22 protein-coding genes are annotated in these 24,281 nt (G+C 71.6%); 8 read left to right on the top strand and 14 right to left on the bottom strand.

The window, feature by feature from the left end:
* Positions 1-191: 191 nt before the first annotated feature.
* From OO63_RS01580 to OO63_RS01555, 6 genes are all read right to left on the bottom strand, one after another.
* Positions 192-842, bottom strand: a complete 651-nt coding sequence (locus tag OO63_RS01580; protein ID WP_030356338.1) for a GNAT family N-acetyltransferase — start codon at positions 840-842, stop codon at positions 192-194.
* Positions 843-1,059: 217 nt separating this feature from the next.
* Entirely contained in the window at positions 1,060-1,890 is an 831-nt protein-coding gene (locus OO63_RS01575; RefSeq protein ID WP_030356337.1) for a MetQ/NlpA family ABC transporter substrate-binding protein, read from the bottom strand.
* A 1-nt stretch (position 1,891) separates the two neighbouring features.
* Positions 1,892-2,725, bottom strand: coding sequence for a MetQ/NlpA family ABC transporter substrate-binding protein (locus OO63_RS01570; protein ID WP_030356336.1), 834 nt, complete (start codon positions 2,723-2,725; stop codon positions 1,892-1,894).
* A 92-nt stretch (positions 2,726-2,817) separates the two neighbouring features.
* The gene (locus tag OO63_RS01565; protein WP_030356335.1) at positions 2,818-3,615 is read right to left on the bottom strand and encodes a methionine ABC transporter permease; all 798 of its coding nucleotides are present in this window, start codon (positions 3,613-3,615) and stop codon (positions 2,818-2,820) included.
* A complete protein-coding gene (locus OO63_RS01560; RefSeq protein ID WP_030356334.1) occupies positions 3,612-4,649 on the bottom strand; it encodes a methionine ABC transporter ATP-binding protein in 1,038 nt (345 codons plus the stop codon). The genes OO63_RS01565 and OO63_RS01560 overlap by 4 nt, the downstream gene beginning before the upstream one ends.
* A gap of 417 nt (positions 4,650-5,066) precedes the next feature.
* The gene (locus tag OO63_RS01555) at positions 5,067-5,714 is read right to left on the bottom strand and encodes an HAD family hydrolase (protein ID WP_030356333.1); all 648 of its coding nucleotides are present in this window, start codon (positions 5,712-5,714) and stop codon (positions 5,067-5,069) included.
* An 89-nt stretch (positions 5,715-5,803) separates the two neighbouring features.
* On the opposite strand from OO63_RS01555, the gene OO63_RS01550 reads away from it, so the two are divergent.
* Together OO63_RS01550 and OO63_RS01545 are read left to right on the top strand one after the other, a co-directional pair.
* Positions 5,804-6,163, top strand: coding sequence for a hypothetical protein (locus tag OO63_RS01550; protein WP_030356332.1), 360 nt, complete (start codon positions 5,804-5,806; stop codon positions 6,161-6,163).
* A gap of 94 nt (positions 6,164-6,257) precedes the next feature.
* Positions 6,258-6,665, top strand: a complete 408-nt coding sequence (locus OO63_RS01545) for a hypothetical protein (RefSeq protein ID WP_051810424.1) — start codon at positions 6,258-6,260, stop codon at positions 6,663-6,665.
* Here OO63_RS01545 and OO63_RS01540 read toward each other — a convergent pair.
* The 3 genes from OO63_RS01540 to OO63_RS01530 all read right to left on the bottom strand — a co-directional run bounded on the left by OO63_RS01540 (position 6,662) and on the right by OO63_RS01530 (position 9,095).
* A complete protein-coding gene (locus OO63_RS01540; RefSeq protein ID WP_030356330.1) occupies positions 6,662-7,165 on the bottom strand; it encodes a GNAT family N-acetyltransferase in 504 nt (167 codons plus the stop codon). The genes OO63_RS01545 and OO63_RS01540 overlap by 4 nt on opposite strands.
* 40 nt (positions 7,166-7,205) lie before the next feature.
* Positions 7,206-7,763: an RNA polymerase sigma factor gene (locus OO63_RS01535; RefSeq protein WP_051810405.1), complete on the bottom strand. Its 558-nt coding sequence runs from the start codon at positions 7,761-7,763 to the stop codon at positions 7,206-7,208.
* Positions 7,764-7,913: 150 nt separating this feature from the next.
* Positions 7,914-9,095: a glycerophosphodiester phosphodiesterase gene (locus tag OO63_RS01530; RefSeq protein ID WP_030356328.1), complete on the bottom strand. Its 1,182-nt coding sequence runs from the start codon at positions 9,093-9,095 to the stop codon at positions 7,914-7,916.
* Between the two features lie 444 nt (positions 9,096-9,539).
* Between OO63_RS01530 and OO63_RS01525 the strand changes: the two genes are divergently transcribed.
* Positions 9,540-10,211, top strand: coding sequence for a lysophospholipid acyltransferase family protein (locus OO63_RS01525; RefSeq protein ID WP_234310970.1), 672 nt, complete (start codon positions 9,540-9,542; stop codon positions 10,209-10,211).
* 74 nt (positions 10,212-10,285) lie between these two features.
* Here OO63_RS01525 and OO63_RS01520 read toward each other — a convergent pair whose 3' ends face one another.
* The 5 genes from OO63_RS01520 to OO63_RS01500 all read right to left on the bottom strand — a co-directional run bounded on the left by OO63_RS01520 (position 10,286) and on the right by OO63_RS01500 (position 16,352).
* The gene (locus OO63_RS01520; protein WP_030356326.1) at positions 10,286-11,830 is read right to left on the bottom strand and encodes an MFS transporter; all 1,545 of its coding nucleotides are present in this window, start codon (positions 11,828-11,830) and stop codon (positions 10,286-10,288) included.
* A complete protein-coding gene (locus OO63_RS01515) occupies positions 11,827-12,378 on the bottom strand; it encodes a TetR/AcrR family transcriptional regulator (protein ID WP_030356325.1) in 552 nt (183 codons plus the stop codon). The genes OO63_RS01520 and OO63_RS01515 overlap by 4 nt, the downstream gene beginning before the upstream one ends.
* A 112-nt stretch (positions 12,379-12,490) precedes the next feature.
* Entirely contained in the window at positions 12,491-13,459 is a 969-nt protein-coding gene (locus tag OO63_RS01510; RefSeq protein ID WP_030356324.1) for an aldo/keto reductase, read from the bottom strand.
* 176 nt (positions 13,460-13,635) lie between these two features.
* Positions 13,636-15,066 (bottom strand): argininosuccinate lyase, encoded by a 1,431-nt coding sequence (gene argH / locus OO63_RS01505; RefSeq protein WP_030356323.1) that lies wholly within the window; start codon positions 15,064-15,066, stop codon positions 13,636-13,638.
* A gap of 92 nt (positions 15,067-15,158) precedes the next feature.
* Complete coding sequence (locus OO63_RS01500; RefSeq protein WP_030356322.1) at positions 15,159-16,352, bottom strand: argininosuccinate synthase; 1,194 nt, start codon at positions 16,350-16,352, stop codon at positions 15,159-15,161.
* Positions 16,353-16,537: 185 nt separating this feature from the next.
* Here OO63_RS01500 and OO63_RS01495 point away from each other — a divergent pair, with 185 nt between their 5' ends.
* From OO63_RS01495 to OO63_RS01475, 5 genes are all read left to right on the top strand, one after another.
* Positions 16,538-17,125, top strand: a complete 588-nt coding sequence (locus OO63_RS01495; RefSeq protein ID WP_030356321.1) for a pyridoxamine 5'-phosphate oxidase family protein — start codon at positions 16,538-16,540, stop codon at positions 17,123-17,125.
* Positions 17,126-17,188: 63 nt separating this feature from the next.
* Positions 17,189-22,174 (top strand): HD domain-containing protein, encoded by a 4,986-nt coding sequence (locus OO63_RS01490; protein WP_030356320.1) that lies wholly within the window; start codon positions 17,189-17,191, stop codon positions 22,172-22,174.
* Positions 22,171-22,560 (top strand): hypothetical protein, encoded by a 390-nt coding sequence (locus OO63_RS01485; protein WP_030356319.1) that lies wholly within the window; start codon positions 22,171-22,173, stop codon positions 22,558-22,560. Before OO63_RS01490 ends, OO63_RS01485 begins: the two co-directional genes overlap by 4 nt.
* Positions 22,557-23,186 (top strand): hypothetical protein, encoded by a 630-nt coding sequence (locus OO63_RS01480; RefSeq protein WP_030356318.1) that lies wholly within the window; start codon positions 22,557-22,559, stop codon positions 23,184-23,186. The genes OO63_RS01485 and OO63_RS01480 overlap by 4 nt, the downstream gene beginning before the upstream one ends.
* A 97-nt stretch (positions 23,187-23,283) precedes the next feature.
* A complete protein-coding gene (locus OO63_RS01475) occupies positions 23,284-24,267 on the top strand; it encodes a bile acid:sodium symporter family protein (RefSeq protein ID WP_030356317.1) in 984 nt (327 codons plus the stop codon).
* The last annotated feature ends 14 nt before the right edge of the window (positions 24,268-24,281 follow it).

Raw genomic sequence — 24,281 nt, 5'->3', positions numbered from 1 at the left:
GGGTGGGAGAGAGCCCGTCCGGCTAGGACGAGCGCGGAGCGCGATACAAGGGGCGCCCCACTCGGAGCTAGGAGTGCCGGGATGCCGGGCAGCCCAGGACAAGTTCGGGCGGGCGGGTGGGAGGGAGGGAGGGAGCCCGTCCGGCGAGGCGCGCGGCGCCGTGGACGCCGGTCAAGGCGCCCCCGCCAGAGTCAGTTCCAGTCGGAGAACGACGTGAACCCACTCTCCGCCAGCTGGTCCGACACTCCCTCCAGGTCCTCGGGGAGGAGGCTCCAGACGATGAGGTCGGTGCGCAGGTCGATCCAGCCGCCGAGGGGGTCGCCGCCGTTTCTGACACGTGCTATCCACGCCCCGCGCAGGACGCCCTCGCTGATGCAGCCGATCTTCTGGGCCACCTGCTGGGCGGCGGTGTTGTCGGCGGCCGTCCGCAGTTCGATGCGCTCGAACTTCTGGTCGTGGAAGAGCCACTGGGCGGTGGCGAGCGCGGCCTCGGAGGCGTAGCCCTCGCCGCGGGCCCAGGGGGCGGTCACATAGCTCAGTTCGCTGGAGCGCACCCGCCAGTCGGTGTGGCGCAGCCGCACGGACCCGACAAGACGCTGGGTGAGGAACTCGGTCACGGCGAGGACGATCCCGCGGCCCTCGGCCCGCTCGGCGGGGGCGACCTCGGTGATGTAGGCGCGGGCGTCGGCCTCGGTGTACGGCTGGGGCGCGGCGGTCCAGGCGGTGACGAGCTCGTCGTTCATCATCTCCGCGTACGCCGTGATGTCCGCTTCGTCGAACGGGCGCAGCACCAACCGCTCCGTGCTGATGGAGATGTCGGGGAACCCCGAGGCTGTAGTCATGCGCCGCTCCGTAAGCTTCATGGGCCTGTCGCTCTGTGAATTCTCGAACCGTCGAGCTGTCGAACCGTCGAATCGTCAAGGACCTCAAGGACCTTCAGGCCTGCCGAAGTGCCCAGCATGCAGCATGGCGGCGCGAGGACGCACCACGGGGTCCGCTCCGGCACGTGGAGCGGACCCCGTGGGTGAGGACCGGGTGGGGGCAGGGCACGGGTGTGCGTCAGCCTCCCGTGACCGGCAGGACCGACCCCTTGTACTTGTCCTCGATGAACTTCTTGACCTCGGGCGAAGTCAGCAGCTCGGCCAGCTTCTTGACCTTCGGGTCGTCCTCGTCGCCCTTCTTGACGGCGAGCACGTTGTTGTACGGGTTGTCCTTCGCGGACTCCAGGAGGACGGCGTCCTTCTTGGGGCTCAGGCCCGCGTCGAGCGCGTAGTTGTTGTTGATGACGGCCGCGTCGACGTCCTTGAGGGAGCGCGGCAGCTGCGCGGGCTCCAGGGCCTTGATGGTGAGCTTCTTGGGGTTGGCCGCGATGTCCTCGGGGGTGGCGTTCGCGCCCGCGCCCTTCTTGAGCTCGATCACGCCCTGGGAGGCGAGCAGCTGGAGCGCCCGGCCCTCGTTGGTGGTGTCGTTGGGCACGGCGACGGTCGCGCCGGAGCGCAACCCCGTCACGTCCTTCAGCTTCTTGCCGCCGTCCGCGTACACGCCCATGGGCGGCAGGTACACGTCGGTCACCGGCACCAGGTCCGTCTTCTTGGACTTGTTGAAGTCGTCGAGGTACGGGGTGTGCTGGTAGAGGTTGGCGTCGAGGGAGCCCTCCTGGAGCGCGGTGTTGGGGGTCACGTAGTCCGTGAACTCCTTCACCTCCAGGTCGAGGCCCGCCTTCTTCGCCAGGTTCTCCTTGATGTACGCGAGGACTTCACCGGCGGGGGTCGGGGTGGCCCCGACGACGAGCTTGTCGCCGTCGGAGCCGGAGCCCGCTCCGCAGGCGGTCAGGCCGCCGAGGGACAGGGCCAGGGCCCCGGCCGCCGCGGCGATGACGGGCCGGCGCATGTCAGAAGGCCGCGACGACGGAACCGTCGTACTTGTCGTCGATGAACTTCTTGACCTCGGGCGAGGTGAGGAGCTTGACGAGCTTCTTCACACGCGGGTCGTTCTCGTCGCCCTTCTTGACGGCGAGGAAGTTGCCGTACGGGTTGCCCTTGGCCTTCTCGGCGACGAGGGCGTCCTTGGCGGGGCTGAGGTCGGCCTCGAGTGCGTAGTTGCCGTTGATCACCGCGGCGTCGACGTCGTCGATGGAGCGCGGCAGCTGGGCCGCCTCCAGCTCCTTGAACTTGAGGTTCAGCGGGTTCGACACCACGTCCTTGGGGGTGGCCGTGAAGCCGACGCCCGCCTTGAGCTTGAGGACGCCGTTGTCGGCGAGGAGCTTGAGGGCGCGGGCCTCGTTCGTGGTGTCGTTCGGGACGGCGACCGTCGCGCCCTTCTTGAGCTCGTCGAGCTTCTTGATCTTCTTGGAGTAGACGCCCAGCGGCTCCAGGTGCACCGTCGCGCCCGGGACGGGGACGATGTCCGTCTTGTTCTTCTTGTTGAAGTCGTCCAGGTACGGCTTGTGCTGGAAGTAGTTCGCGAAGACCTCGCCCTGCTGCACGGCGGTGTTGGGCGTGACGTAGTCGGTGAACTCCTTCACCTCCAGGTCGAGGCCCGCCTTCTTCGCCAGGTTCTTCTTGACGTAGTCGAGGATCGCGCCCTGCGGGGTGGGGGTGGCGGCGACGACCAGCGGGCCGTCCTTGTCGCCCGCGGACCCCTTGTCGGAGCCGCAGGCGGTGAGGCCGAGGGTGAGGGCGCCGGTGGCGAGGACAGCAGCGGTGATCTTGGTGGTGTTACGCACGAAAAGTGCCTTTCTCCATGGGTGGTACACCCCCGCGGTGGTGGTGCGGGGTGGTGCTGGGTGAACTCGGAGGACCGAGAGGTCGGGCGGGCTCAGGAGACCTTGACCGGCTCGCGGTCACGGTCGGGCTCGGCGTCCGGGGCGACCGGCCCGGTGCTCCCCGCCGTCGCCGTGGCGGCCGGGGCCGCCTTGGCGCGCAGGAACTTCAGCCGCGGCGCGGCCCCCGAGCGACCGCCGCGCCGGTGCAGACCGCGCGCCGCGTAGTCGCCGGCGAACTGGATGATCGAGATGACCACGGCGAGGACGCCGACGGTGATCCACATCAGCTCGGTCTCGAAGCGCTGGTAGCCGTAGCGGACCGCGAGGTCGCCGAGACCGCCCGCGCCGACGGTGCCGGTGATCGCCGAGTAGCCGATGAGAGCGACGACGGTCGTGGTGGCGCTGGAGATCAGCGACGGCAGGGACTCGGGCACGAGGACCTTGCGGACCACGGTCCAGGTGTTGCCGCCCATCGACTGCACGGCCTCGACCAGGCCGTGGTCGACCTCGCGGACGGCCGTCTCGACCAGGCGCGCGAAGAACGGGATGGCGCTGATCGCGAGCGGCACGATCGCGGCGTCACGGCCGATGGAGGTGCCGACGATGGAGCGCGTGAAGCCCATCAGGGCGACCATGAGGATGATGAACGGCATCGACCGGCCGATGTTGACGACCTGCCCGATCACCTTGTTCACGATCGTGTTCTGCAGCAGCCCGCCGCGGTCGGTGAGGACCAGCAGGATGCCGAGCGGCAGGCCGACGGCGACGGCGATGAGCGCCGACCAGCCGACCATGTAGAGGGTGTCCCAACAGGCCTGTTCCAGCAGGGGCTGCATCTCCGACCAGGTCACTTGGCACCTTCCTTGACCAGCGTGGCGGCGGGGGCGTCGGCGACGTCGACCTGGAGGCCCTGCTCGCGCAGGAAGCCGATCGGGACGACGTTCTCCTCGAAGCGGCCCGGCAGCTCGATGCGCATCCGGCCGACCTGCTTGCCCGCGACGGTGTCCATCGCGGCGCCGAGGATCGAGATGTCGATGTTGTACGTGCGCGACAGCTGGGAGATGACCGGCTGGGTGGCGGCCTCGCCGTGGAAGGTCACGTCGACGACGGTGCGGTCGATGCCGGTGGCGTCGCCGCTGACCGGGAAGAGCGCGGCGGCGAGCTGGGAGCCCGGGGTGCCGAGGAGTTCGGTGACCGTGCCGGACTCGATGATGCGGCCCCGCTCCATCAGGGCGGCCGAGTCGCAGACCGTCTTCACGACCTCCATCTCGTGCGTGATCAGCAGGACGGTCAGGCCGAGCTGCTGGTTGAGGTCGCGCAGGAGCTGGAGGATGGAGCGGGTGGTCTCCGGGTCGAGGGCGCTGGTGGCCTCGTCGGAGAGCAGCACCTTCGGCTCGCCCGCCAGGGCGCGGGCGATGCCGACGCGCTGCTTCTGGCCGCCGGAGAGCTGCGCCGGGTAGGCCTTGGCCTTGTCGGCGAGGCCGACCAGGTCAAGGAGTTCGAGCGCCTTGCGGGAGCGCTCCTTGCCGGACAGGCCGAGGATCTCGAGCGGCAGCTCGATGTTCGCCTGGACCGTGCGCGAGGACAGCAGGTTGAAGTGCTGGAAGACCATGCCGATGCGGTTGCGGGCGGCGCGCAGTTCCCTGCCGGCGCGCGGGCCGCGGCCCGCGAGCGCGGTGAGGTCCTGGCCGTCCACGGTCACGGTGCCGGAGGTGGGGCGCTCCAGGAGGTTCACGCAGCGGATCAACGAGGATTTACCGGCACCGGACTGGCCGATGACGCCGTACACCTCGCCTTCGCGCACATGGAGATCGACTCCGTCGATGGCGGTTACTTCACGACCGCGTGAGCGGTAGACCTTGGTCAGGCCGGAAGTGGTGATCACTGGGTTTCCGTCACTGTCGAGTGCGCGGCGCGGTGACGCCGGGCACGGGGCATTCGTTCGGAACGCGGCACGGTTCTCGCGGTGGCGATGGAACCGGAGGACGTGTGCGCGGGGCCGGCTCGCGCCCTGCCCGTGTACCTGACTCTTCGAGGTACGTACGGAGTGTGGTGGCGCGGCACAGCGGCTTCGCTTCGGGGCGCGAGGCTCTCAGTGGTGCGGGGGCCCTCAGAAGGCGCACATTCGACACATACAACGAGCACCGGGCGTCGTGATCGCCTCGGTCGCAAGGGTGCGGCTGCTCGTCGTGGTCATGCGGACCAGTAAAACACGCGTGCGGGCGCGCCCCGCCACCGCTGTCCGAATAGCGGACAAACTTTGGTCGACAGGAGAGACGGCCCGCCCCGTCCCGCGCCGCGCTCAGACGCCGGTGACGATCTCCACTCCACCCGCCGTGGCCTGCACGGACACCGCCGACAGGTCCTTGACGACGACGTCGGCGGACAGCTCCGCCACCTGGTGCGTTGTGGTCAACGCCACGGTGGTCATGCCGGCGGCCCGGCCCGCGGTGAGACCCGCGGGGGCGTCCTCGAAGACCACGCAGCGGGCCGGGTCCACGCCGAGCACCCGGGCCGCGAGCAGGAAGGGCTCGGGGTCGGGCTTGCCGCGGGTGATGTCGTCGGCGGCTATCAGCGTCTTGGGGCCGATGCCGACCTCGGCGAGCCGGGCCTCGGCCAGGCGGCGGGTCGCGGAGGTGACCACGGCCCAGCGCTCGGGCGGCAGGGCGGCGAGCAGGTCGAGGGTGCCGGGCAGGGCGAGCACGCCGCCCGCGACGTCGGACACCTCCAGCTCCTCGATCCGGGCCACGGCCGCGGCGACGCGCTCGGCGGGCAGCAGGTCGGCGACGATCTCGACGGCCGGGCGGCCGTGCAGCTCGACCCTGGCGAAGTCCTCGGCGGTGATGCCGTACTCCCCCGCCCACCGCGTCCAGCAGCGGCGGACGGACTCCATCGAGGAGATGAGGGTGCCGTCGTTGTCGAACAGGAGGGCTTCAGCCTGGATCTTCATACGGTCGACCCTACGCGGGGGCCACCTGCGGATCCCGGGCCCCCGGGGCCGAGGACACCGGGTCTTTTGGCCCGTAATAGGGTCTCGGCATGCTTGTTGCCCTGACCGTCGCGACCTCCGTGGCCGCGCTCGCGCTCGCGGCCTGGTGCGGTTTCGCCGCCTACCGGGACCAGCCGACGAAGGACTGGCACTTCATCGGCATGGGTGTGGTCACCCTGCTGACGCTGGTCCAGCTGATCGTCGGCATCGTGCAGCTGGCGCGGGGCGAGGACCCCGAGCAGGGCACGACGATCTTCGTGGCCTATCTGATCGGCTCGTTCGCGTGCGTTCCCGCGGCGGGCTTCATGTCGCTCGCCGAGCGCACCCGCTGGGGCTCGGTGACCGTCGCGGCGGGCGGTGTGGTCCTCGCCGTGCTCGAGGTGCGGCTCTTTGACATCTGGGGAGGCTGAGGTGGCGGTGACGGACGACGAGCCCCGCGCGCAGCAGAACAAGCAGGAGAAGCAGGAGGAGCGGGAGAAGCAGCCGAAGCCGCGGCGGCAGAAGCTGATCACCGGCCCCGGCATCCTGCTGGTGTGGCTGTACGGCGTGATGGTCGTCGGCGCCGTGTCGCGCTCGGCGGTCCAGATCTCGACGGACTTCCACAAGGCCCCGCTCGCGTACACGCTGTCGGCGCTCGCCGGTGTCGTCTACGGCTTCATCACGTACTCGCTCGTACGCGGCGGGGAGACGGCCCGCAAGGCGGCGCTGGTGTGCTGCGCCGCCGAGCTGGCCGGTGTGCTCGCCGTCGGGGCCTGGACCCTCGCGGAGCCGTCCGCGTTCCCCGACGCCACGGTCTGGTCGGACTTCGGCATGGGCTATCTGTTCATTCCCGTGCTGCTGCCGGTGACCGCGGTGTTCTGGCTGCGCAAGTCCCGCGCGCACACCCGCCCCGCCGAGCCCTCCGGGGCCTAGGCGCTCGCCACGTACGCCTCGGCCTGCGCGTCCTTGGAGAGGGTCACCACCGTCAGGCGGTCGTCCACGCGCTGCGTGCTCACCGGCGCGTAGCCGTGCTTGCGGTAGAGCTGGAGGTTGCTCTCGCTGCGGTGGCCGCTGAACAGCTCGAAGCGCTTGGCGACGCCGCCCTCGGCGAGCCGGCGCTCGATGGCCTCCAGGAGGCGGCCGCCCAGGCCGTGCCGCTGCATCCGCGGGTGCACGATGAGCTTGCCGATGCGGGCCGTGGCCGCCGCGTCGACCGTGCCCCGCACGGACGCCACGACCTCGGTGCCGAGCCGCGCCACCAGGACGCTGCCCGCGGCCAGCTCGGCCTTGAGGGAGTCGAGGGTCTGCGTCAGCGGCTCGATGGAGTAGTCGCCGTACAGCTCGGCCTCGCTCTGGTAGCAGAGGTACTGCAGTTTGAGGATCTGCTCGGCGTCCGTGTCGGACGCCTCCGAGATGGTCACGCTCATGCCCATGTGTGCATGCCTCCCGCTCACCTGCTCCGCCGGTTGTCCTTCACTCCTTTCCCCACGGGTCCGGAGTCCCAACCTCCTGCGCGAGCATTCTGCGCAGGCATCCCAGGCATCGGGAACGTTCCGGCCCCAAAGATCCTTGTGACATTCCCAACTCCCCTGCGATTTCGCGGTAAGTCAGGTCCTTCGGCGACAGAAGTGCAGCCATGAGACGGGGGCAGCGTCCGGGCAGTTTCCGGACGGCGGCGTACAGGGTGCGGTGCCGGTCGGCCGTCAGCAGCCGCTGTTCGGGGCCGCCGCGCGGGTCGGCGGGCTCGCCGGCGTAGGGCCGCTCCCGGCGGGCGGCGCTGCGGGTGCGGTGCGCCTCGTCGCGGACGGCGGCGCGCAGCCAGGCAGCGGGGTCGGCGGGCGGTCCCCCGGCGTCCAGATGTTCGAGCAGGCGCAGCCAGACGGCCTGCTCGATGTCGCCGGGGTCGGCGGCGCAGCCGTGCGCCTCGGCCGATGCCTCGGCGGCGAGGAGCGGGCGCAGGGCGGTGACCAGGTCGTACGAGAGCGACGGCCGCGCGGAGGGGGACGGGGCCGACGGGGGCGTAGGGGTCATGCCGACGGGGACGCGACCATTCCGGTTATCGGTTTCCGGAACGGCCGCGCCTCACCCCAACCGGGACTTCACGCACCGTCGTTGACGGGGCCCGTCGGCCGTCGTCCGCCAGTCGCCGTCTGTCGGTCGCCGTCTGCCAGCCGTCGTCCGTCAGTCGTCGTTGAAGTCCGCCGCGGCGAGCAGCGCCGTGTCCGGGTTGTCGGAGAAGATCCCGTCGATGCCGGTGGCGAAGTACCTCTTGAACGCGCCGAAGGCGTCGCCGTAGGCGTTCGGGTCCGTGCCCTTCTTGAAGTCGGCGGGCAGGAAGGTGTTCTCGTTGCGCATCGTGTACGGGTGCAGGACCAGGCCCTTGGCGTGCGCGTCACGGACCAGGGTGGTGGGCTCCAGGAGCCTGCCGTCGGGGCCCTTGGGGATGACCAGGTCCAGGGTCGGGCCGATGCCCTTGGCGTACGAGGAGATCCACTTCAGGCCCTCGGGCTTGATGAGGTCGGCGACGGTGCGCGGGTCGCCCGCCTCGACGAAGTCCCACGGGCGCGAGGAGGCCGTGGAGAGCAGGACCACGCCGGGCGCGTCGACGAGCTTGCGCAGGCGCTGGATGCTGCTGGGCTCGAACGACTGGAGGAAGTTCGGGGAGTGGCGGCGATGGCGGTTGTAGCGGCGAAGGAGCTTGGCGAGCGGCTCCTCCAGGCCGAGGCCCAGCTTGCGGAAGTACGTGGGGTGCTTGGTCTCGATGTGCAGCCAGACGCGCTCGCCGCGCTTGCGGCCCTCCTTCTCCGCCCAGCGGAAGACCTCTTCGAGGGTGGGGACGTCCCAGCGGCCGTCGTAGAGGGTGTTGCGCTGGCGGGTGCCCGGGATGCGCTCCTTGGCGCGCAGCGTCTTCAGCTCGGCGAGCGTGAAGTCCTCGGTGAACCAGCCGGTCAGGCTGACGCCGTCGACGCTCTTGGTCGTCTTGCGGCCCGCGAACTCGGGGTGCGCGGCGACGTCCGTCGTCCCGGTGATGTCGTTCTCGTGACGGCATACGAGATGGCCGTCCTTGGTGGGCACCACGTCCTGCTCGATGACGTGCGCGCCCATGTCCAGGGCGAGTTGGTACGAGCCGATCGTGTGCTCGGGCCGGTAGCCGCTGGTGCCGCGGTGCGCGACCACCGTCGGCACCGGCAGGTCGCGGTAGCCGCCGCCCCCGTGGCCGCCGTGGCCGTGGCGTGCGTCGGCTCTCGCCACACCCGGCGCGCCGACGACGGCCGTGCCCGCCCCGAGCACCGCGGCCCCGAGCACCGCGCGCCGCCCCGGGCTCGTCCCCGTCTCCCGCCGCCCCGATTCCTGCGTCGCCATTGAGCGCTCCCTCCCTGTGTACCGCCGTGTAGCGCTTTGCACCTGACAAAGCGGCACCGATCGTAGGTGGCGTCGCGTGACGGGTGGGAGACCCGGGGCCGAACGGGTGGCTGACGCCGGGTGTCGAGTAGGGCTCGTGCGGTACCCGGCGGGGGCGACCGGCGCGTGCGCCCGGGCTCGCGGGCGCCGGCGGAGTCCAATAAGTGACGGGCGGAGTTCCGGCCGTGAGATGCGTCGCGCGTGAGAAGCACCACTCGGACAAGCCACGCAGTTCGCACAGCGCTACGGTCGTCACAGTGAGGTTGTCGCGGGGGCAACTGCAGGCAAAATCAGGTCAACTCTGCGTATCGGGCACATGAACCCGATGTGCAATCAACGGGGACCCGCGAGTATGGTCCTCACCTGCACAGACTCGTCGTCGACCCGTTGACACCGGAGGACCCGTTGTCCCGTCTAGCGCTCATCAAGGCAGTGCTCGGACCGTTCCTGCGCCTGATGTTCCGCCCACGGGTGGAAGGCGCGGAGAACATCCCCGGGACCGGTCCCGTCATTCTGGCCGGAAACCACCTGACGTTCATCGACTCGATGATCCTGCCCCTGGTGTGCGACCGGCCCGTCTTCTTCATCGGCAAGGACGAGTACGTCACCGGCAAGGGTTTCAAGGGCCGCCTGATGGCCTGGTTCTTCACCGGCGTCGGCATGATCCCGGTGGCGCGTGACGGCGGCCGGGGCGGCGTCGCCGCGCTGATGACGGGCAAGCGCGTCCTGGACGAGGGCAAGATCTTCGGCATCTACCCGGAGGGCACCCGCTCCCCCGACGGCCGCCTCTACCGCGGCCGCACCGGCATCGCGCGGCTGACCCTGATGACGGGCGCCCCGGTGGTGCCGTTCGCGATGATCGGCACGGACAAGCTGCAGCCCGGCGGCAAGGGCCTGCCCCACCCGGGCAAGGTGACCGTCCGCTTCGGCGAGGCGATGGAGTTCTCGCGGTACGACGGCATGGACCGCGACCGCTATGTGCTGCGCGCGGTGACGGACTCCGTGATGACGGAGGTCATGCTGCTGTCCGGGCAGGAGTACGTGGACATGTACGCCACGAAGGCCAAGGCGGCCTGACGGTACGAGACTTGCGCGAAAGGGCCGCACCCCCTCAGTGGGGTGCGGCCCTTTCGACATCCCGTCAGGGCTGACTACGGGTGCTCCAGGCCGTCTTCCAGCTTCTGGCCCTTCAAGAGGAACCACGCCGCCACCGCCGTCGCGAGGAGGACCGCGGCGCCGACGCCCGCGGCGAGGCGCAGGCCGTCCACGAAGGCCGCCTGGGCCGCCGAGATCAGTGGCTCGGCGGTGCGCGCGGGCAGTCCGGCGCCCGCCTCGACCGCGCCGCCCAGGGAGTCGTGCGCGGCCGCCGCGGCGTCGGCCGGGGTGCCCGCCGGGGCTGTGAAGTTCTGGTACACGCCGGTCACGATGGAGCCGAGCAGGGCGATGCCGAGGGCCGCGCCCAGTTCGTACGCCGTCTCCGAGACCGCGGACGCCGAGCCCGCCTGTTCCTTCGGCACGCTGGAGAGGATCACGTCGGCGGTCACGGTGAAGGAGAAGCCCGCGCCGACGCCGACGACCAGGAGTGCCGCGCCGAGCAGCGGATAGCCCGTCTCCTGGCTCAGCACGGTCAGCGCGGCGAGCGCGAGTCCCACCGCCGCGAGCCCGCCCGCGACCACCGCCCGCACCGAGTACCGGCGCGCCACCGTGCCCGCGATCAGACCCGCCGCCACCGCGCCGACGGCCGCGGGCAGTTCGGCGAGACCGGCCTCGAAGGGCTGCCTGCCCTGGACCAGTTGGAGGAACTGGGACAGGAAGAAGACGAGCCCGGACAGGCCGAGGATGGTCAGCAGGTCGGCGAGGACGGCCGCCGAGAAGCCGCGGTTGCGGAACAGCCGCATGTCGAGCAGCGGTGCGGGCAGCGTGAACTGTCGACGTACGAACCAGGTGAGCGCGGCCACGCCGATCACGGCCGCGGCCGCGACGCCCCAGCTCAGGCCGTGTGCCGCCGCCTCCTTGACGGCGTACACCACAGCGATCATGCCGATGAGCGACAGCGCGACGCTGATCAGGTCCCAGGGGCCCGGCGCCGGGTTCTTCGACTCGGGGATCATCTTGACGCCGACCACGACCAGGACCGCCATCACCGGCAGGTTGATCAGGAAGACCGAGCCCCACCAGAAGTGCTCGAGCAGGAAGCCGCCGACGACCGGGCCGACCGCCGCGCCCGCCGACGCCATCGCGCCCCACACGCCGACGGCGATGCTGCGCTCGCGCGGGTCGTGGAAGATGTTCCGGATCAGCGCGAGCGTGGACGGCATCAGGGTCGCGCCCGCGACACCGAGCAGCGCACGGGCCAGGATCATCAACTCGGGCGTGGTGGCGTAGGAGTTGAGCACGGACACCGCGCCGAACGCGACGGCTCCGGTGAGCAGCAGCTTCTTGCGGCCGATGCGGTCGCCGAGGCTGCCCATGGACACCAGCAGGCCCGCGATCACGAACGAATAGACGTCGCCGATCCACAGCAGCTGGTTGCCGGACGGCTTCAGGTCCTCGCTGATGTACGGCGTCGCGAGACCGAGGACGGTCGCGTCCACCGCGACGAGCAGCACGGCCAGCGCGAGCACGGCGAGGGCGAGCCAGCGACCGGGGTGCCGCTCCACCTCCGCGGGCCGTACGCGCTGTTCGGTGCTTGTCATGATTCCACTCTCCGTTGTGCGCCGCCGATCAGCAGTTCGGCGATCATGTATGAGAAGTCCTTGGCCGCGACGCGGCCGTCGAGCACGGCCCAGGCGGCGGAGCCGACGAGGCCGTAGAGGGCGTCGGTGAGCCAGGCCGTGCTCAGGTCGATGCGGAATTCCCCGCTCTCCTGGCCGCGCCGGAACAGCTCCGCCATCCGGTCGTCGATCCGGGACCAGCCCTCGTGCCGGTCCTCGCCCTCGAACAGCTGGTTCTCCGTGACGAGGAACGCGAGCAGGCCGGCGGCGGGTTCGATCTCCTTGATCAGGCGCCGCAGCGCGTCCTGCGCGCTGCCCTCGCCGAGCCGCGCGAGGTCGAGCGCCGTCTCACACTCCTGGAGGCCGAGGTCCTCCAAGGCGCGGATGAGCGCGTCCCGCCCGGCGAAGTGCCGGTGCAGGGTGGCACGGCTGATGCCGGAGGCCCTGGCCACTTCGTCCAGGGTCGAGGAGCCCTTGCGGGTGAGCTGGGCGGCGGCGCTGCGCAGCACCTGGTCACGGTCGACTGACATGAGACAAGCATAGCCCGTGTGAGACAATTTTGTCTCACGAGAGGCGTACGGCGCTCACAGAACGGGGGCTTGGGTGATTCGGGGGAGCTTCAGCCGGGAGCCCGGCGGCGCCTCAGTGCCAGGGCAGTCCGGCCCGCGTGCGCCAGTACGCGGCGGGCTCCTCCACCAGGTCCGCGAGGCGGTCCAGGTGCTCGGCGTCCAGGTCGACGGCCGTCGCGTGCAGGTTCGACACGAGCTGTACGGAGGTGGCGGCGCCGGAGAGGACGACGCCCGCCCAGGGTTGGCGGAGCACCAGGGCGAGGGCCACCGCGTCGCAGCCGAGGCCGGTGGCTTCCGCGGCGGCGCGCAGGGCCTCCGGTGCCTGCGGTCCGGCCAGACGACCGTTGGCCATGCCCTCCTTCACCAGGACGGTCAGGCCCGCGTCGTGGGCCTCGGCGAGCGCGGGTCCGGCCGAGGTCTCCAGGGCGTTGTACGTGGCCTGGACCGTCCGGAACAGCCGCTCGCCGCCGACGGTGACCTCGACGGCGGCGCGGATCGCGGCCGCCTGGTCCGGGCCGCTCACGGAGAGGCCGACGGTGACGCCGCTCGCGGCCAGGTCGGCGAGGCGGGCGTGCAGCTCCGTGTCGGTGAGGGCGGGGCTCTCCGGGGTCACCGAGTGGATCTGGTAGAGGTCGAGGCGGTCGCCGAGGAGGTCGGCGGTCTCGGCGCGCTGCCGGTCGTACGCGGCGACGCTGTGGTCCTTGACCTCGTGCGCGTCGGCGTCGGTGCGCCAGTCGGCGGTGTACGTGTAGCCCCACTTGCTGCCGACGACGACGTCCCGGATGTCGGGGCGGGCGCGCAGCCAGTCGGCGAGGAACTCCTCGGAGCGGCCGTAGGAGCGGGCCACGTCGAGGTAGCGCACGCCGAGGGCGTAGGCGGCGTCGAGGAGTTCGAAGGCACGCTCGCGCAGGGCCTCGACGCTGCGGGCGGGCAGGTCGTCCTCGCGGCCCAGCGTGATGTAGCCGGGCCTGCCGACGGCTGCGAGGCCCAGGCCCAGGTGGGCTGTGGGGGTGGTCGCTGTGGCGAGGCGGGCGAAGGACATCGGGGCTCCACGCTTCCGGGGACGGGTGCGGGGGCGCGCTGGGCTCGCGCCCCCGCACCCAACGTATCCCCGCCGAGGGTGGGGGTGGAGGTCCCCCCTCCGGGCGGGACGGTGTGCCGCCGATCGCGCCGCACGCTCGTCCTCAGGCGCAGGACGGGCTGGAAGGGTGCGCCGGATCAGCTCTTCCGGGCCGTCGCCCACTCCCGCTGCGCCGCCACGTCCGCCTTGATCTCCGCCAGTTGCGCCGCCACCGCCGACGGTGCCGTGCCGCCCCGGCCGTCGCGGGACGCGAGCGCGCCCTTGACGTTCAGGACGGTGCGGACCTCGGGGGTCAGATGGGGGCTGATCTTCGCGAACTGCTCGTCGGTGAGCTGGTCGAGCTCGATGCCCGTCGCCTCGCACTCCTTGACGCACTCGCCCGCGACCTCGTGCGCGACCCGGAACGGCACGCCCTGCTTGACCAGCCACTCGGCGATGTCCGTGGCGAGCGAGAAACCAGCCGGGGCCAGCTCCTCCATCCGCTCGCGGTGGACCGTGAGCGTCGCCATCATGCCGGTGAAGGCGGGCAGCAGGACCTCCAGCTGGTCGCAGGAGTCGAAGACGGGCTCCTTGTCCTCCTGGAGGTCGCGGTTGTACGCGAGCGGGAGCGCCTTCAGGGTCGCGAGGAGGCCGGTCAGGTTGCCGATGAGGCGGCCGGACTTGCCGCGCGCCAGCTCCGCGATGTCCGGGTTCTTCTTCTGCGGCATGATCGACGAGCCGGTCGAGAACGCGTCGTGGAGGGTGACGAAGGAGAACTCCTTCGTGTTCCAGATGATGACCTCCTCGGCGATCCGGGAGAGGTTCACCCCGATCATCGCCGTGATGAAGGCGAACTCGGCCACGAAGTCCCGCGAGGCGGTGCCGTCGATGGAGTTGGCGGCGGAGCCGTGCTCGAAGCCGAGGTCCGCGGCCACGGCCTGCGGGTCGAGGCCGAGCGAGGAACCGGCGAGCGCCCCGGAGCCGTACGGCGAGACGGCCGTCCGCGTGTCCCACTGCCGCAGCCGCTCGGCGTCCCGCGCGAGGGACTGCACGTGCGCGAGCACATGGTGGGCGAAGAGCACCGGCTGGGCGTGCTGGAGGTGGGTGCGGCCCGGCATGGCGACGTCCGGGTGCGCCTCCGCGAGGCCGATCAGGGCCTCCTGGAGCTCGGCGATCAGGCCGCCGATGATCCGGGCGTGGTCGCGCAGGTACATCTTGAAGAGCGTCGCCACCTGATCGTTGCGGGACCGGCCCGCGCGCAGCTTGCCGCCGAGGTCCGGGCCGAGCCGCTCCAGGAGGCCGCGCTCCAGGGCCGTGTGGACGTCCTCGTCGGCGATGGTGCCGGTGAAGGAGCCGTCGGCGACGTCTGCTTCGAGCTGGTCGAGCCCGGCGAGCATGCGCTCCAGCTCGTCGGCCGTGAGCAGGCCCGCCGTGTGCAGCACGCGCGCGTGGGCGCGGGAACCGGCGATGTCGTACGGCGCGAGGCGCCAGTCGAAGTGAACCGAGGCCGAAAGCTGGGCCAGGGCCTCTGCCGGGCCGTCGGCGAACCGCCCGCCCCAGAGCCGGACGTCACCGCTGTTGCTGCTCACTGCACGCGCTCCTAGAAGAAAGGGTGATGTGCGTCCGCCTCCCCGGCGCCGCGCGCTGCGGGGAGGCGGACCTCACGCTACTGCTCGGGGCCTCAGACCAGGTCCCGCTTGGCGGCGATCTTCGACGACAGCGCGAAGATGTCGATGAATCCCTGCGCCTTGGACTGGTCGAACGTGTCGCCCGAGTCGTACGTCGCGAGGTTGAAGTCGTAGAGGGACTCCTCGGACTTCCGGCCCGTGACGACGGCGCGGCCGCCGTGCAGGGTCATCCGGATGTCGCCGGTGACGTGCTGGTTGGCCTCGTTGATGAAGCCGTCGAGGGCCCGCTTGAGGGGGGAGAACCACAGGCCGTCGTAGACCAGCTCGCCCCAGCGCTGCTCGACCTGCCGCTTGTACCGGGCGAGCTCGCGCTCGACCGTGACGTTCTCCAGCTCCTGGTGGGCGGTGATCAGGGCGATGGCGCCCGGGGCCTCGTACACCTCGCGGGACTTGATGCCCACGAGCCGGTCCTCGACCATGTCGATCCGGCCAATGCCCTGGGCGCCCGCCCGCTCGTTGAGCTGCTGGATCGCCTGGAGGACGGTGACCGGCCTGCCGTCGATGGCGACCGGGACGCCCTCCTTGAAGGAGATGACGACCTCGTCGGCCTCGCGGGAGGTCGCGGGGTTCGACGTGTACTCGTACACGTCCTCGATCGGGGCGTTCCAGATGTCCTCCAGGAAGCCCGTCTCGACGGCCCGCCCGAAGACGTTCTGGTCGATGGAGTACGGCGACTTCTTGGTGGTCGCGATCGGCAGGCCCTTGTCCTCGCAGAAGGCGATGGCCTTGTCCCGCGTCATCGCGTAGTCCCGGACGGGCGCGATGCACTTCAGGTCGGGACCGAGGGCCTGGATGCCGGCCTCGAAGCGGACCTGGTCGTTGCCCTTGCCGGTGCAGCCGTGGGCCACGACGCCGGCGCCGTGCTTGTTCGCGGCGGCGACGAGGTGCTTGACGATGGTGGGCCGGGACAGGGCCGAGACCAGCGGATACCGGTCCATGTACAGGGCGTTGGCCTTGATCGCCGGGAGGCAGTAGCCCTCGGCGAACTCGTCCTTGGCGTCGGCGACCTCCGCCTCCACGGCACCGCAGGCGAGCGCGCGCTTGCGGATGACGTCCAGGTCCTCGCCGCCCTGGCCGACGTCCACGGCGACGGCGATGACCTCGGCGCCCGTCTCCTCGGCGATCCAGCCGATGGCGACGGAGGTGTCCAGGCCGCCCGAGTAGGCGAGTACGACGCGCTCGGTCACGGGTTTCTCCTCACAGTGCATTCGCTCGCTCAGTGCAGTGCAGTCACTGACATGCATGAGTATGCATTGCTCTGCATGCTTCGTCAATCCAGCTCCGGAGTGAACCGGAGGGCGCCCGCCCGGCGCGCGGGGCGGCACGCGAAGTAGTTAGACAGGCGAACTAAAGGAGTCCATAATCCTTGGCCATGGGAAAGACCTATGAGCGCATCGACGGCAGGCTCCGCACCTTCATCGAGTCCCAGCCGATCTTCTTCACCGCCACGTCCCCCCTCGCCGGGGACGGCACCATCAACCTCTCCCCCAAGGGCGTCACCGGCTCCTTCGCCGTCCTCGACGACCTGACCCTCGCCTATCTGGACTTCGCGGGCAGCAACGCGGAGACCGTCGCCCACCTGCGCGAGAACGGCCGCATCACGCTCATGTGGTGTGCCTTCCAGGGCCCGCCCAACATCGTCCGCGTGCACGGCCGCGGCGAGCCCGTCTTCCGCGACGACCCACGCTTCCCCGGCCTCCTCGCCCGCTTCCCCGAGGTCGACACCTCGCTGCACGGCCTGCGCGCGATCATCGTCGTGCACGCCGAGCTGATCCGCGACACCTGTGGCTACGCGGTGCCCTTCATGACGTACGACGAGGACCGCGATCTGCACGCCAAGCGGTTCGCGCGCGAGGACGACGCCTCCCTCGACGCGTACTTCACGAAGAAGGAGCACGTGGCGACGAGCATCGACGGGCTGCCGGGGCTGCCGCTGCCGCTGCCCCCGACGCCCGCCTGAGGGGGCTCGCGCGGTGCCAGAATGGTGCTCCGGCCCGGAAGCGCGGCCGGTGGGAGGGACCACATGGCACCGGCGCGCACCGCGCTGCTGATCGGAGTCGGGCACGTGCCCGCGGCGGACGGGCTCCTGGAGCCCCTCGACGACGCGGTCGACGCCGACCTGCGGCTGATGAACTCGGCGCTGCAGGCGGCGCGTTACGACGTCACCGTCCTGCACAACGCCGGGATCAGCCAGATCAGAGCACGGATACACGAGACCGCTCGCGCCGTCCCCGAGGGCGGGACGCTGCTGCTGTACTTCAGCGGGCACGGCGTCCGCGTCGGCGACATCGACTATCTGGTGCCGTTCGACGCCGTGACGCCGCCCGACGGGGACTGGCAGGAGCCGTACCTGGACTCCTTGTTGCCCACCGCCATCAGCCCCTGGCTGAAGTCGTCCAGGGCGGGCACCGTGCTGTGGGCCATCGACGCCTGCCGCACCGAACTGCCCGGCGACGACGTGCCGTTCGGCAACAGCGTCGACAACGGCCCGCCCGGCGGCGGCTTCGCCGTCCTCATGGGCTGCAAGGCGGGCGAGCGCAGCGGCTTCACCGGCGAGGGCAGCTTCTTCACCCGCGGCCTCGCCGAGGCCCTCGGCCCGCTGACGCCCGACCGCTCCGTCAAGGACGTGTTCGCCAACGCCGCCGCCCGCGCCAAGGCGGTGGCGCACCGGCACGGCCTCACGCAGAACGCGCACATCCGCTACGGCACCAACTTCGAGGAGCGGACCAAGGCCACCGAGATCTGCGAGGGGCGGCCGCTCCTGGAGGCCTGGCAGGAAGCCGTGCGGACCACGCCCCTGTGGGAGTGCGCGGAGCCACGCGACGACGACGGCGTCCAGCGCTTCAAGGACTGCCTGAGCGCGTTCGTGGAGCGCAGCGCCCACACGCTGCACCTCGCCCAGAGCCGACTGCCGTTCGAGGACCCGTGGGCCGACGACACCTACCCGGTGCGGCTTCTCTGCGACCGGCTGCCCGCCCTGCTGCCGGACGAGGCGAAGCTGTCCGCGGTGGAGGTGGCCGCGCTCGTGGCGGCGCCGTTCCTGCGGGAGGCGGCCTGGGCGGAGCGGCTGAGCCAGGCGGCCGAGTTCGGCCCCGAGTCCCTTGAGCGCGTGCCCGGCGCGGACGCCCACCGCAGGCACTACGAACAGGTCGGCGACCAGTACGCGCGCGTGGCCCGGAAGATCGCGGAGTGCCGCGCCCGGGACCGGCCCCAGGACGCCGTCGCCGTCACGATGTGGCTGGTGCACCGGTGGGTGGCCGACCGGTTCGAGACGGACGACGAGGCGGTGCCCGCCACGTGCGCGGACGCCCTCGCCACCGCCCTGCTCGGCGGCACCGCGCCCGCCCAGGACCGGGTCGCGGAGCTGTCCGGCCTGATACGGGCGGCCGCCGCGGGCATCGGCCTCGACGAGCCTCTCGACGACTCCGGCGCCCCGCGCGACGTCGAGCGGGGCCCCGCGAAGGTCCTGCTGCCGGGCGGCTACCAGCCCCTGCGGATGCGCCCGCTGGCCGCGCTGCTCCGGCTCGCGGGCGTGCTGTCCCTGGACGTGCGGACCTTCCCCGAGGTCGTGGCCGAGCACCTGGCCGTGTCCGACCCGGTCCTGCCGCAGGAGATCGTCGGCCTCGTCTCGCACCCCGACCTGCTCAGCTGGCAGCCCGAGGGCACCACGCTGCACCTGGACGTGCCCTGCCCGCACCAGGCGGTGCACGCCGCGCTCGTCGACGTGGCGCACCAGGCCGACCAGTTGGCCACGCAGGTCGCCGACCTGGCGGGCACGCTGCCGGAGGCGGAGGCCTGCCTCCTGTCCGCCGTGCCCACGCGGGTGACCGACCGCGACCTGAGGGCGAGCCAGCGCGGCGGCCAGGCCACGTACGAGGTGCCGCTGCTTCGCTTCCACCTGGCGCAGACCGAGGTCCGTGAACTGCTCATGGGCGAGCAGTTGTACGGCGGCGAGCCCCACCTGGCGCTGCGGGAGCTGTACCAGAACGCGATGGACGCCTGCCGGTACCGGCAGATGCGCTGGGACTACCTGGACAGCGCGGGCCCGCAGCCCGCGCCCTGGCGCGGCCGGATCTCGATCACCATGGGCGAGGACGCGCGCGGCCGGTACGTGGAGTGCCGCGACAACGGCGTCGGCATGAGCGCCGAGCAGCTGAAGTACACCTTCACGCGGGCAGGCAGCCGGTTCGAGCAGTCCAAGGCGTTCCGGCGCGAGCAGTCGCGCTGGCTGCGGCACGACCAGAAGCTGCGCCTGTTCCCCAACAGCCGCTTCGGCATCGGCGTGTTCAGCTACTTCATGCTCGCCGACGAGATGACGATCGTGACGCGGCAGGTCAGCCCGGACGGCATCCCGGCCGCGCAGGCGCTCAGCGTCGAGATCCCGAGCAGCGGCAGCCTGTTCCGCATCCAGCGGCACGAGGGCGCGGGCGACGGCCTCCCGGAGGGCGGCACGCGCGTGCGCCTCTACCTGCGGGCGGACGGCACGGCCGATGGTCTCTCGTGTGTGGGCACGCTGCGGCCGCTGGTGCGGGTGAGCGAGTTCGAGCTGGAGGTGCGGGACCTGACGGGGGCCGTGCACGAGTGGCAGCCGGGGGTGCTGCAGTCGAGGGTCGGCCTCGACCTGATCGAACCGCTGGAGGCCGTGCCCGGAGTGCTCTGGTGGGTGGGTGAGAAGGGCGGTGTGCTGTGCGACGGCATCGCCACGGACGTGGCGCCCTACGGCTACGTACTGAATCTGACCGGTCTGCACGCGGGCCAGCTGAGCGTCAGCCGCAAGGAGCTGCAGGCGTACGACCGGACGTGGGAGGAGCACAACTGGCGCGCGGGCGCGGTGCCGCTGGCCCAGTGGCCGGGGCTCTCGATGGAGTGGCTCTGGGAGCTGGAGCGGCAGAACCTGCCGGTGGCGCGGGTGCTGTGGCAGGAGTGGCGGGGCAAGGGCGTCGCTCCGGTGCGGGAGGGGGACGGGCGGCACCGGCTCGACACCGAGGGCTGGTTCCACCCCGACCAGACCATCGCGACCCGCAGGCACCACGGCTCGGACGCCGGGCAACTGGCCCCCTGGCGGGCCGCCGCGCTTCACCTCACGCACAGCTCCCACGCGGCGTCGGCCCCCAGGAGCCTCGTGGGTCATCCCGTGCCCGAACCGGGAGACGCGATGCTGCACGGCTCCAACAGGAACTGGTGGCACGCCGTCGACCAGGCCGCTGCCCTGAACATGCCGGTGGCCGAGGCACTGCTGCGCAAACGGCGTCTGCGCATCGCACACCCCGCCGTGGCCTCTCCGGCGGTGCGGGAGGGGGATCTCGACCGGGTGCCCGACGCCCGGGACAGAATCCTGGCGCAGATCCTGGCGGGCGCCGGCCGGTTCATCGCTGTGGAGGGCGACCACAAGGTCAGTCAAGGTCGCGGCAGCCTGGTCCTGGCGTCCGAGGACGCCGCCGAACCTCTCGGTGACGTCGTCGCCCGCCATGCCCGCTGGGCCCCGCTCCACGGTGAGTCCCTGCCCCCGGTTCCCGCGCACCACCAGCACCACGTGTGCACGCAGGAGGACGTCGAGGTGCTCTTCCTCCGCTCCACCAACGTGTACGGGTACGAGGACAAGCTCAGGCCCGTGACGGACCCGAGGCAGGTCCTCCAAGTGCAGGAGATGACCGGCAGGGGACGGGCGGACATCCTGCGCGTGCTCGCCGACTTCGCCTGGCTCGGCTGGACCGCGCCTGCCGCCGACGTGGTCCGGGCCTGGGCGGAACTGGAGCCGGAACTCCGGCTGATCCTGAGCGAGTTCACTCCCCCGGCCCAGGACGGCGGTCGAACGCTGCGCTGGGGTGCGGCCGTGGCCATGGCCGCACACTGGGAGACCGATCTCGCGGACGCCTCTGAGCGCCTGGCGCGCACCGCCGCGGCGACGGGTCTCTCGTACGAGCGGCGGTACGCGGAGGGCGACGGCCGCGTCGTGCCCTGCCGCGACACGGGCGCGATCGTGCGGGAGCTGAACCGGGTCGGCACCCACCTGGAGGACGGCATCGGGTACGAGGCACTGGGGCGGGCCGCCAAGGGGCTGCAGTACCGGGCGGACATCGTCCAGGTCGCGGCCGACCTGCGGGCCGCCGGGGTGAGCCTGCCCGACCAGGTGTACCTCGTCGCCGAGTGGCCCACGCTGCCGCTGCGCACCCGCTTCGCGCTCTCGGGCAAGGAAGCCGTCTACAACACGGAGGACGACCCGGCAGACGCACTGACCGCCTCCGGCCTCTACTACACCGCGGACTGTCTCCACGAGACCCTGGCCGACATGTGGGAACTCGCCCGGCAAGGCGCCGACCGATTCGGTCTGACGGTGCCGCCCCTGCCCGACGGCCTCGCCTCCCACCGGCCCGGTTCACGTGAGATCTCGGCCCTCGTCGAGCAGAGCCCCGTCGGCTACGTCCACGACATCGACGTCGACACGCAGTACTCGGCCGCCGTCTGGAAACGCCTGACGCCCTCCGCCCTCGCGGAGTACGCCGACAAGCTGGAGATCTCCCCCGCCACCGCCTACGCCGAACTCGCCGCCCTGCGCCCCCTCGGCGCCCTGGTCCCCGAACTCACCGCGGCCGCCGTAGCGGCCCTGCCCACCGCCCCTCTCTCCGCCCGCGACATGGTCGCCCTCGACGGAAACCACTGGCTGTCCCCGACCGGCAAGACCTTCGCCCCCCTCGACCTGGTGAGCATCGCGGGCCGCCTCGGCGAGCCCGTCCCCCGCACCCTCACCCGCGTCGCCCCCTTCCTGCCCCTCCTGCCCGACTGCCCGCCCCTGCCCGCCCCGCCGGACACCGTCCCCCTCTGGCAGGACCTGGCCCTCCTCTCCGTGGGCCTCGACGGCCGGCTCCCCGCCCTCACCGGCAAGGTGGGCGCCCGGCACGTCGCGCGGGCCGCCGACGCCACCGGCGAGTCCGAGGCGTGGGTCACCGAGCGCCTGCGCCTGTACGCCCCCCTGTTCGACCTCGATCTCGACCTGGACGACGCCTCATGACCCAGCCCCCGCCGCCCTCGCACCGGTTCGACACCGCCTACGCGGACGCGGACCTCGGCGAGGTGAGCGACGAGTTCACCGTCGGCCCCTCGCCCGACGGGCACACTCTGGTGCGGGGCCACTGCCCCCGCTGTCTCGGCCGGACGGCCACCGAGTACCGGCACGGCGTGCCCGGGACCGGGGCGGGCGCGGGGACCAAGGGGCCGCCGGCCTCGGACGCCGCGCTGCTCGCCCAGGAGCGGCACTTCTGCGAGTGCGGGCACCCGCATCCGCAGCTCCCGGCGAACGCCGTGTTCGTCGGGTGCGGAGCCAGCTGGCGCGTGCGGGCGCTGGTGACGCCCGCCCAGAGCGGCAACCCGACCGGCACCCCGAACGGCACGCCGTGACCGCCCAGTCCGACCGCCGCTGGGCGGAGCTGGCGCGCGAGCTGGAGTTCACGCAGCTCGACGAGTTGCGGCGGCAGGCCGAGGGCTGGCGCACGGGTCTGACCGGTCTGACGGCACTCCTCGCCGTCCTTGTCGTCCTCAAGGGCCGCGACGACCTCAACGGCCTGCCGGACACGGCACGGCTGGTGGCGTCCGGCCTGGTCGCCCTCGCGTTCCTGCTGCTCGTCGCCGGGTCGGTGCTCGCCGTGCGGGCGGCACACGGGCGGCTCGGCGACCGCACACTGCTCGCCGGGCAGGCGTTGCGGCGCTGGACGGAGGAGGAGGTCCGGCGGGTCGTCACGTCGCTGCGGTGGGCGTCGGTGTGCTGCGTGGCCGGCGTCGTGTGCGCCGCCGGGGCCATCGGGGTCGCCTGGGTCGAGACGGAGTCCCCCAAGGACCATCTGGTGCGGGTGAGCACGACGTCCGGGGAGCGGTGCGGGGAGTTCCTGGGGTCGGGCCGGGACGGGGTGTCGCTGCGGGCCGAGGGCGGGGACGCCGGGGAGGGTGCGAAGGCGAAGCGGGTCACGCTGCCCGCTCGTACCGTCATCTCCGTGACGCCGGTGGGGAGTTGCGGCGCCGCCAAGTGAGGGCGGCGCCCCCGGCTCGTACGCACGAAGACAGGTGTAGCGACCACATATCGAGACGCGGTTGCGTGCCCGGCGCACCGGCACGTTGCATCGCCGGGTGCAGACCGAACCGACACGTCCCGGCCCGACGGCGGCCCCCGGGCCCGTGACCGCCGCCGACCGCGCGGCCCGCCGCGCCGTCACCGTCTTCCCCGTGCTCGTCCTCGCCGCGGGCGCCGTCGGCCTCGCGACGCCCGGCACCTTCGGGGGCTGGAAGGAGAGCGTGCCGTATCTGCTCGGCGTGGTCATGTTCTGCATGGGCCTGACGATGACGCCGCAGGACTTCCAGGGCGTCGCACGCCGCCCCTGGGCCGTGGCGCTCGGCCTGGTAGCGCACTATGTGATCATGCCGGGCCTGGGCTGGCTGATCGCCCACGCGCTCGACCTCTCACCCCAGTTGGCCGCCGGGGTCATCCTCGTCGGGTGCGCGCCGAGCGGCACCGCCTCCAACGTCGTCACCTATCTGGCGCGCGGCGACGTGGCCCTGTCCGTGTCCGTGGCCACCGTGTCGACCGTGCTCGCGCCGCTCGTGACACCGCCGCTCACGCTGCTGCTCGCCGGTGAGTACCTGCCGGTGGACGCAGGCTCGATGGTGACGGACATCCTCAAGACCGTGCTCCTGCCCGTCGTCGGCGGCCTCGCCGTCCGGCTGCTCTTCGGACGGTACGTCGATCGCGTGCTCGGCGCGCTGCCGTGGCTGTCGGCCGTGACCATCGCCGTCATCGTGGCCGTGGTCGTCGCTGGCAGCGCGGCGGCCATCAAGTCGGCGGCGGCGCTCGTGCTCGTCGCGGTCGTCCTGCACAACGGGCTCGGGCTCGCGCTCGGTTACGGCGCGGGGAAGCTGGCCCGGCTCGGCCCGCCCGCGTCCCGCGCGATGGCCTTCGAGGTCGGCATGCAGAACTCCGGGCTCGCCGCGTCCCTCGCGACCGCCCACTTCAGCCCGCTGGCCGCGCTGCCCGCCGCCGTGTTCTCCGTGTGGCACAACGTGTCGGGGGCGGTGGTGGCGGCGTGGATGGCGCACCGGGCGCGGCGGGCGGAGTGAGGCGCTGACGGAGC

The organism is Streptomyces alboflavus, from assembly GCF_000716675.1.
GTDB classification, from domain to species: Bacteria; Actinomycetota; Actinomycetes; order Streptomycetales; family Streptomycetaceae; genus Streptomyces; species Streptomyces alboflavus.
Note: the sequence above shows the minus strand (reverse complement) of the source record. Positions and strands in the feature narration are given on the sequence as shown.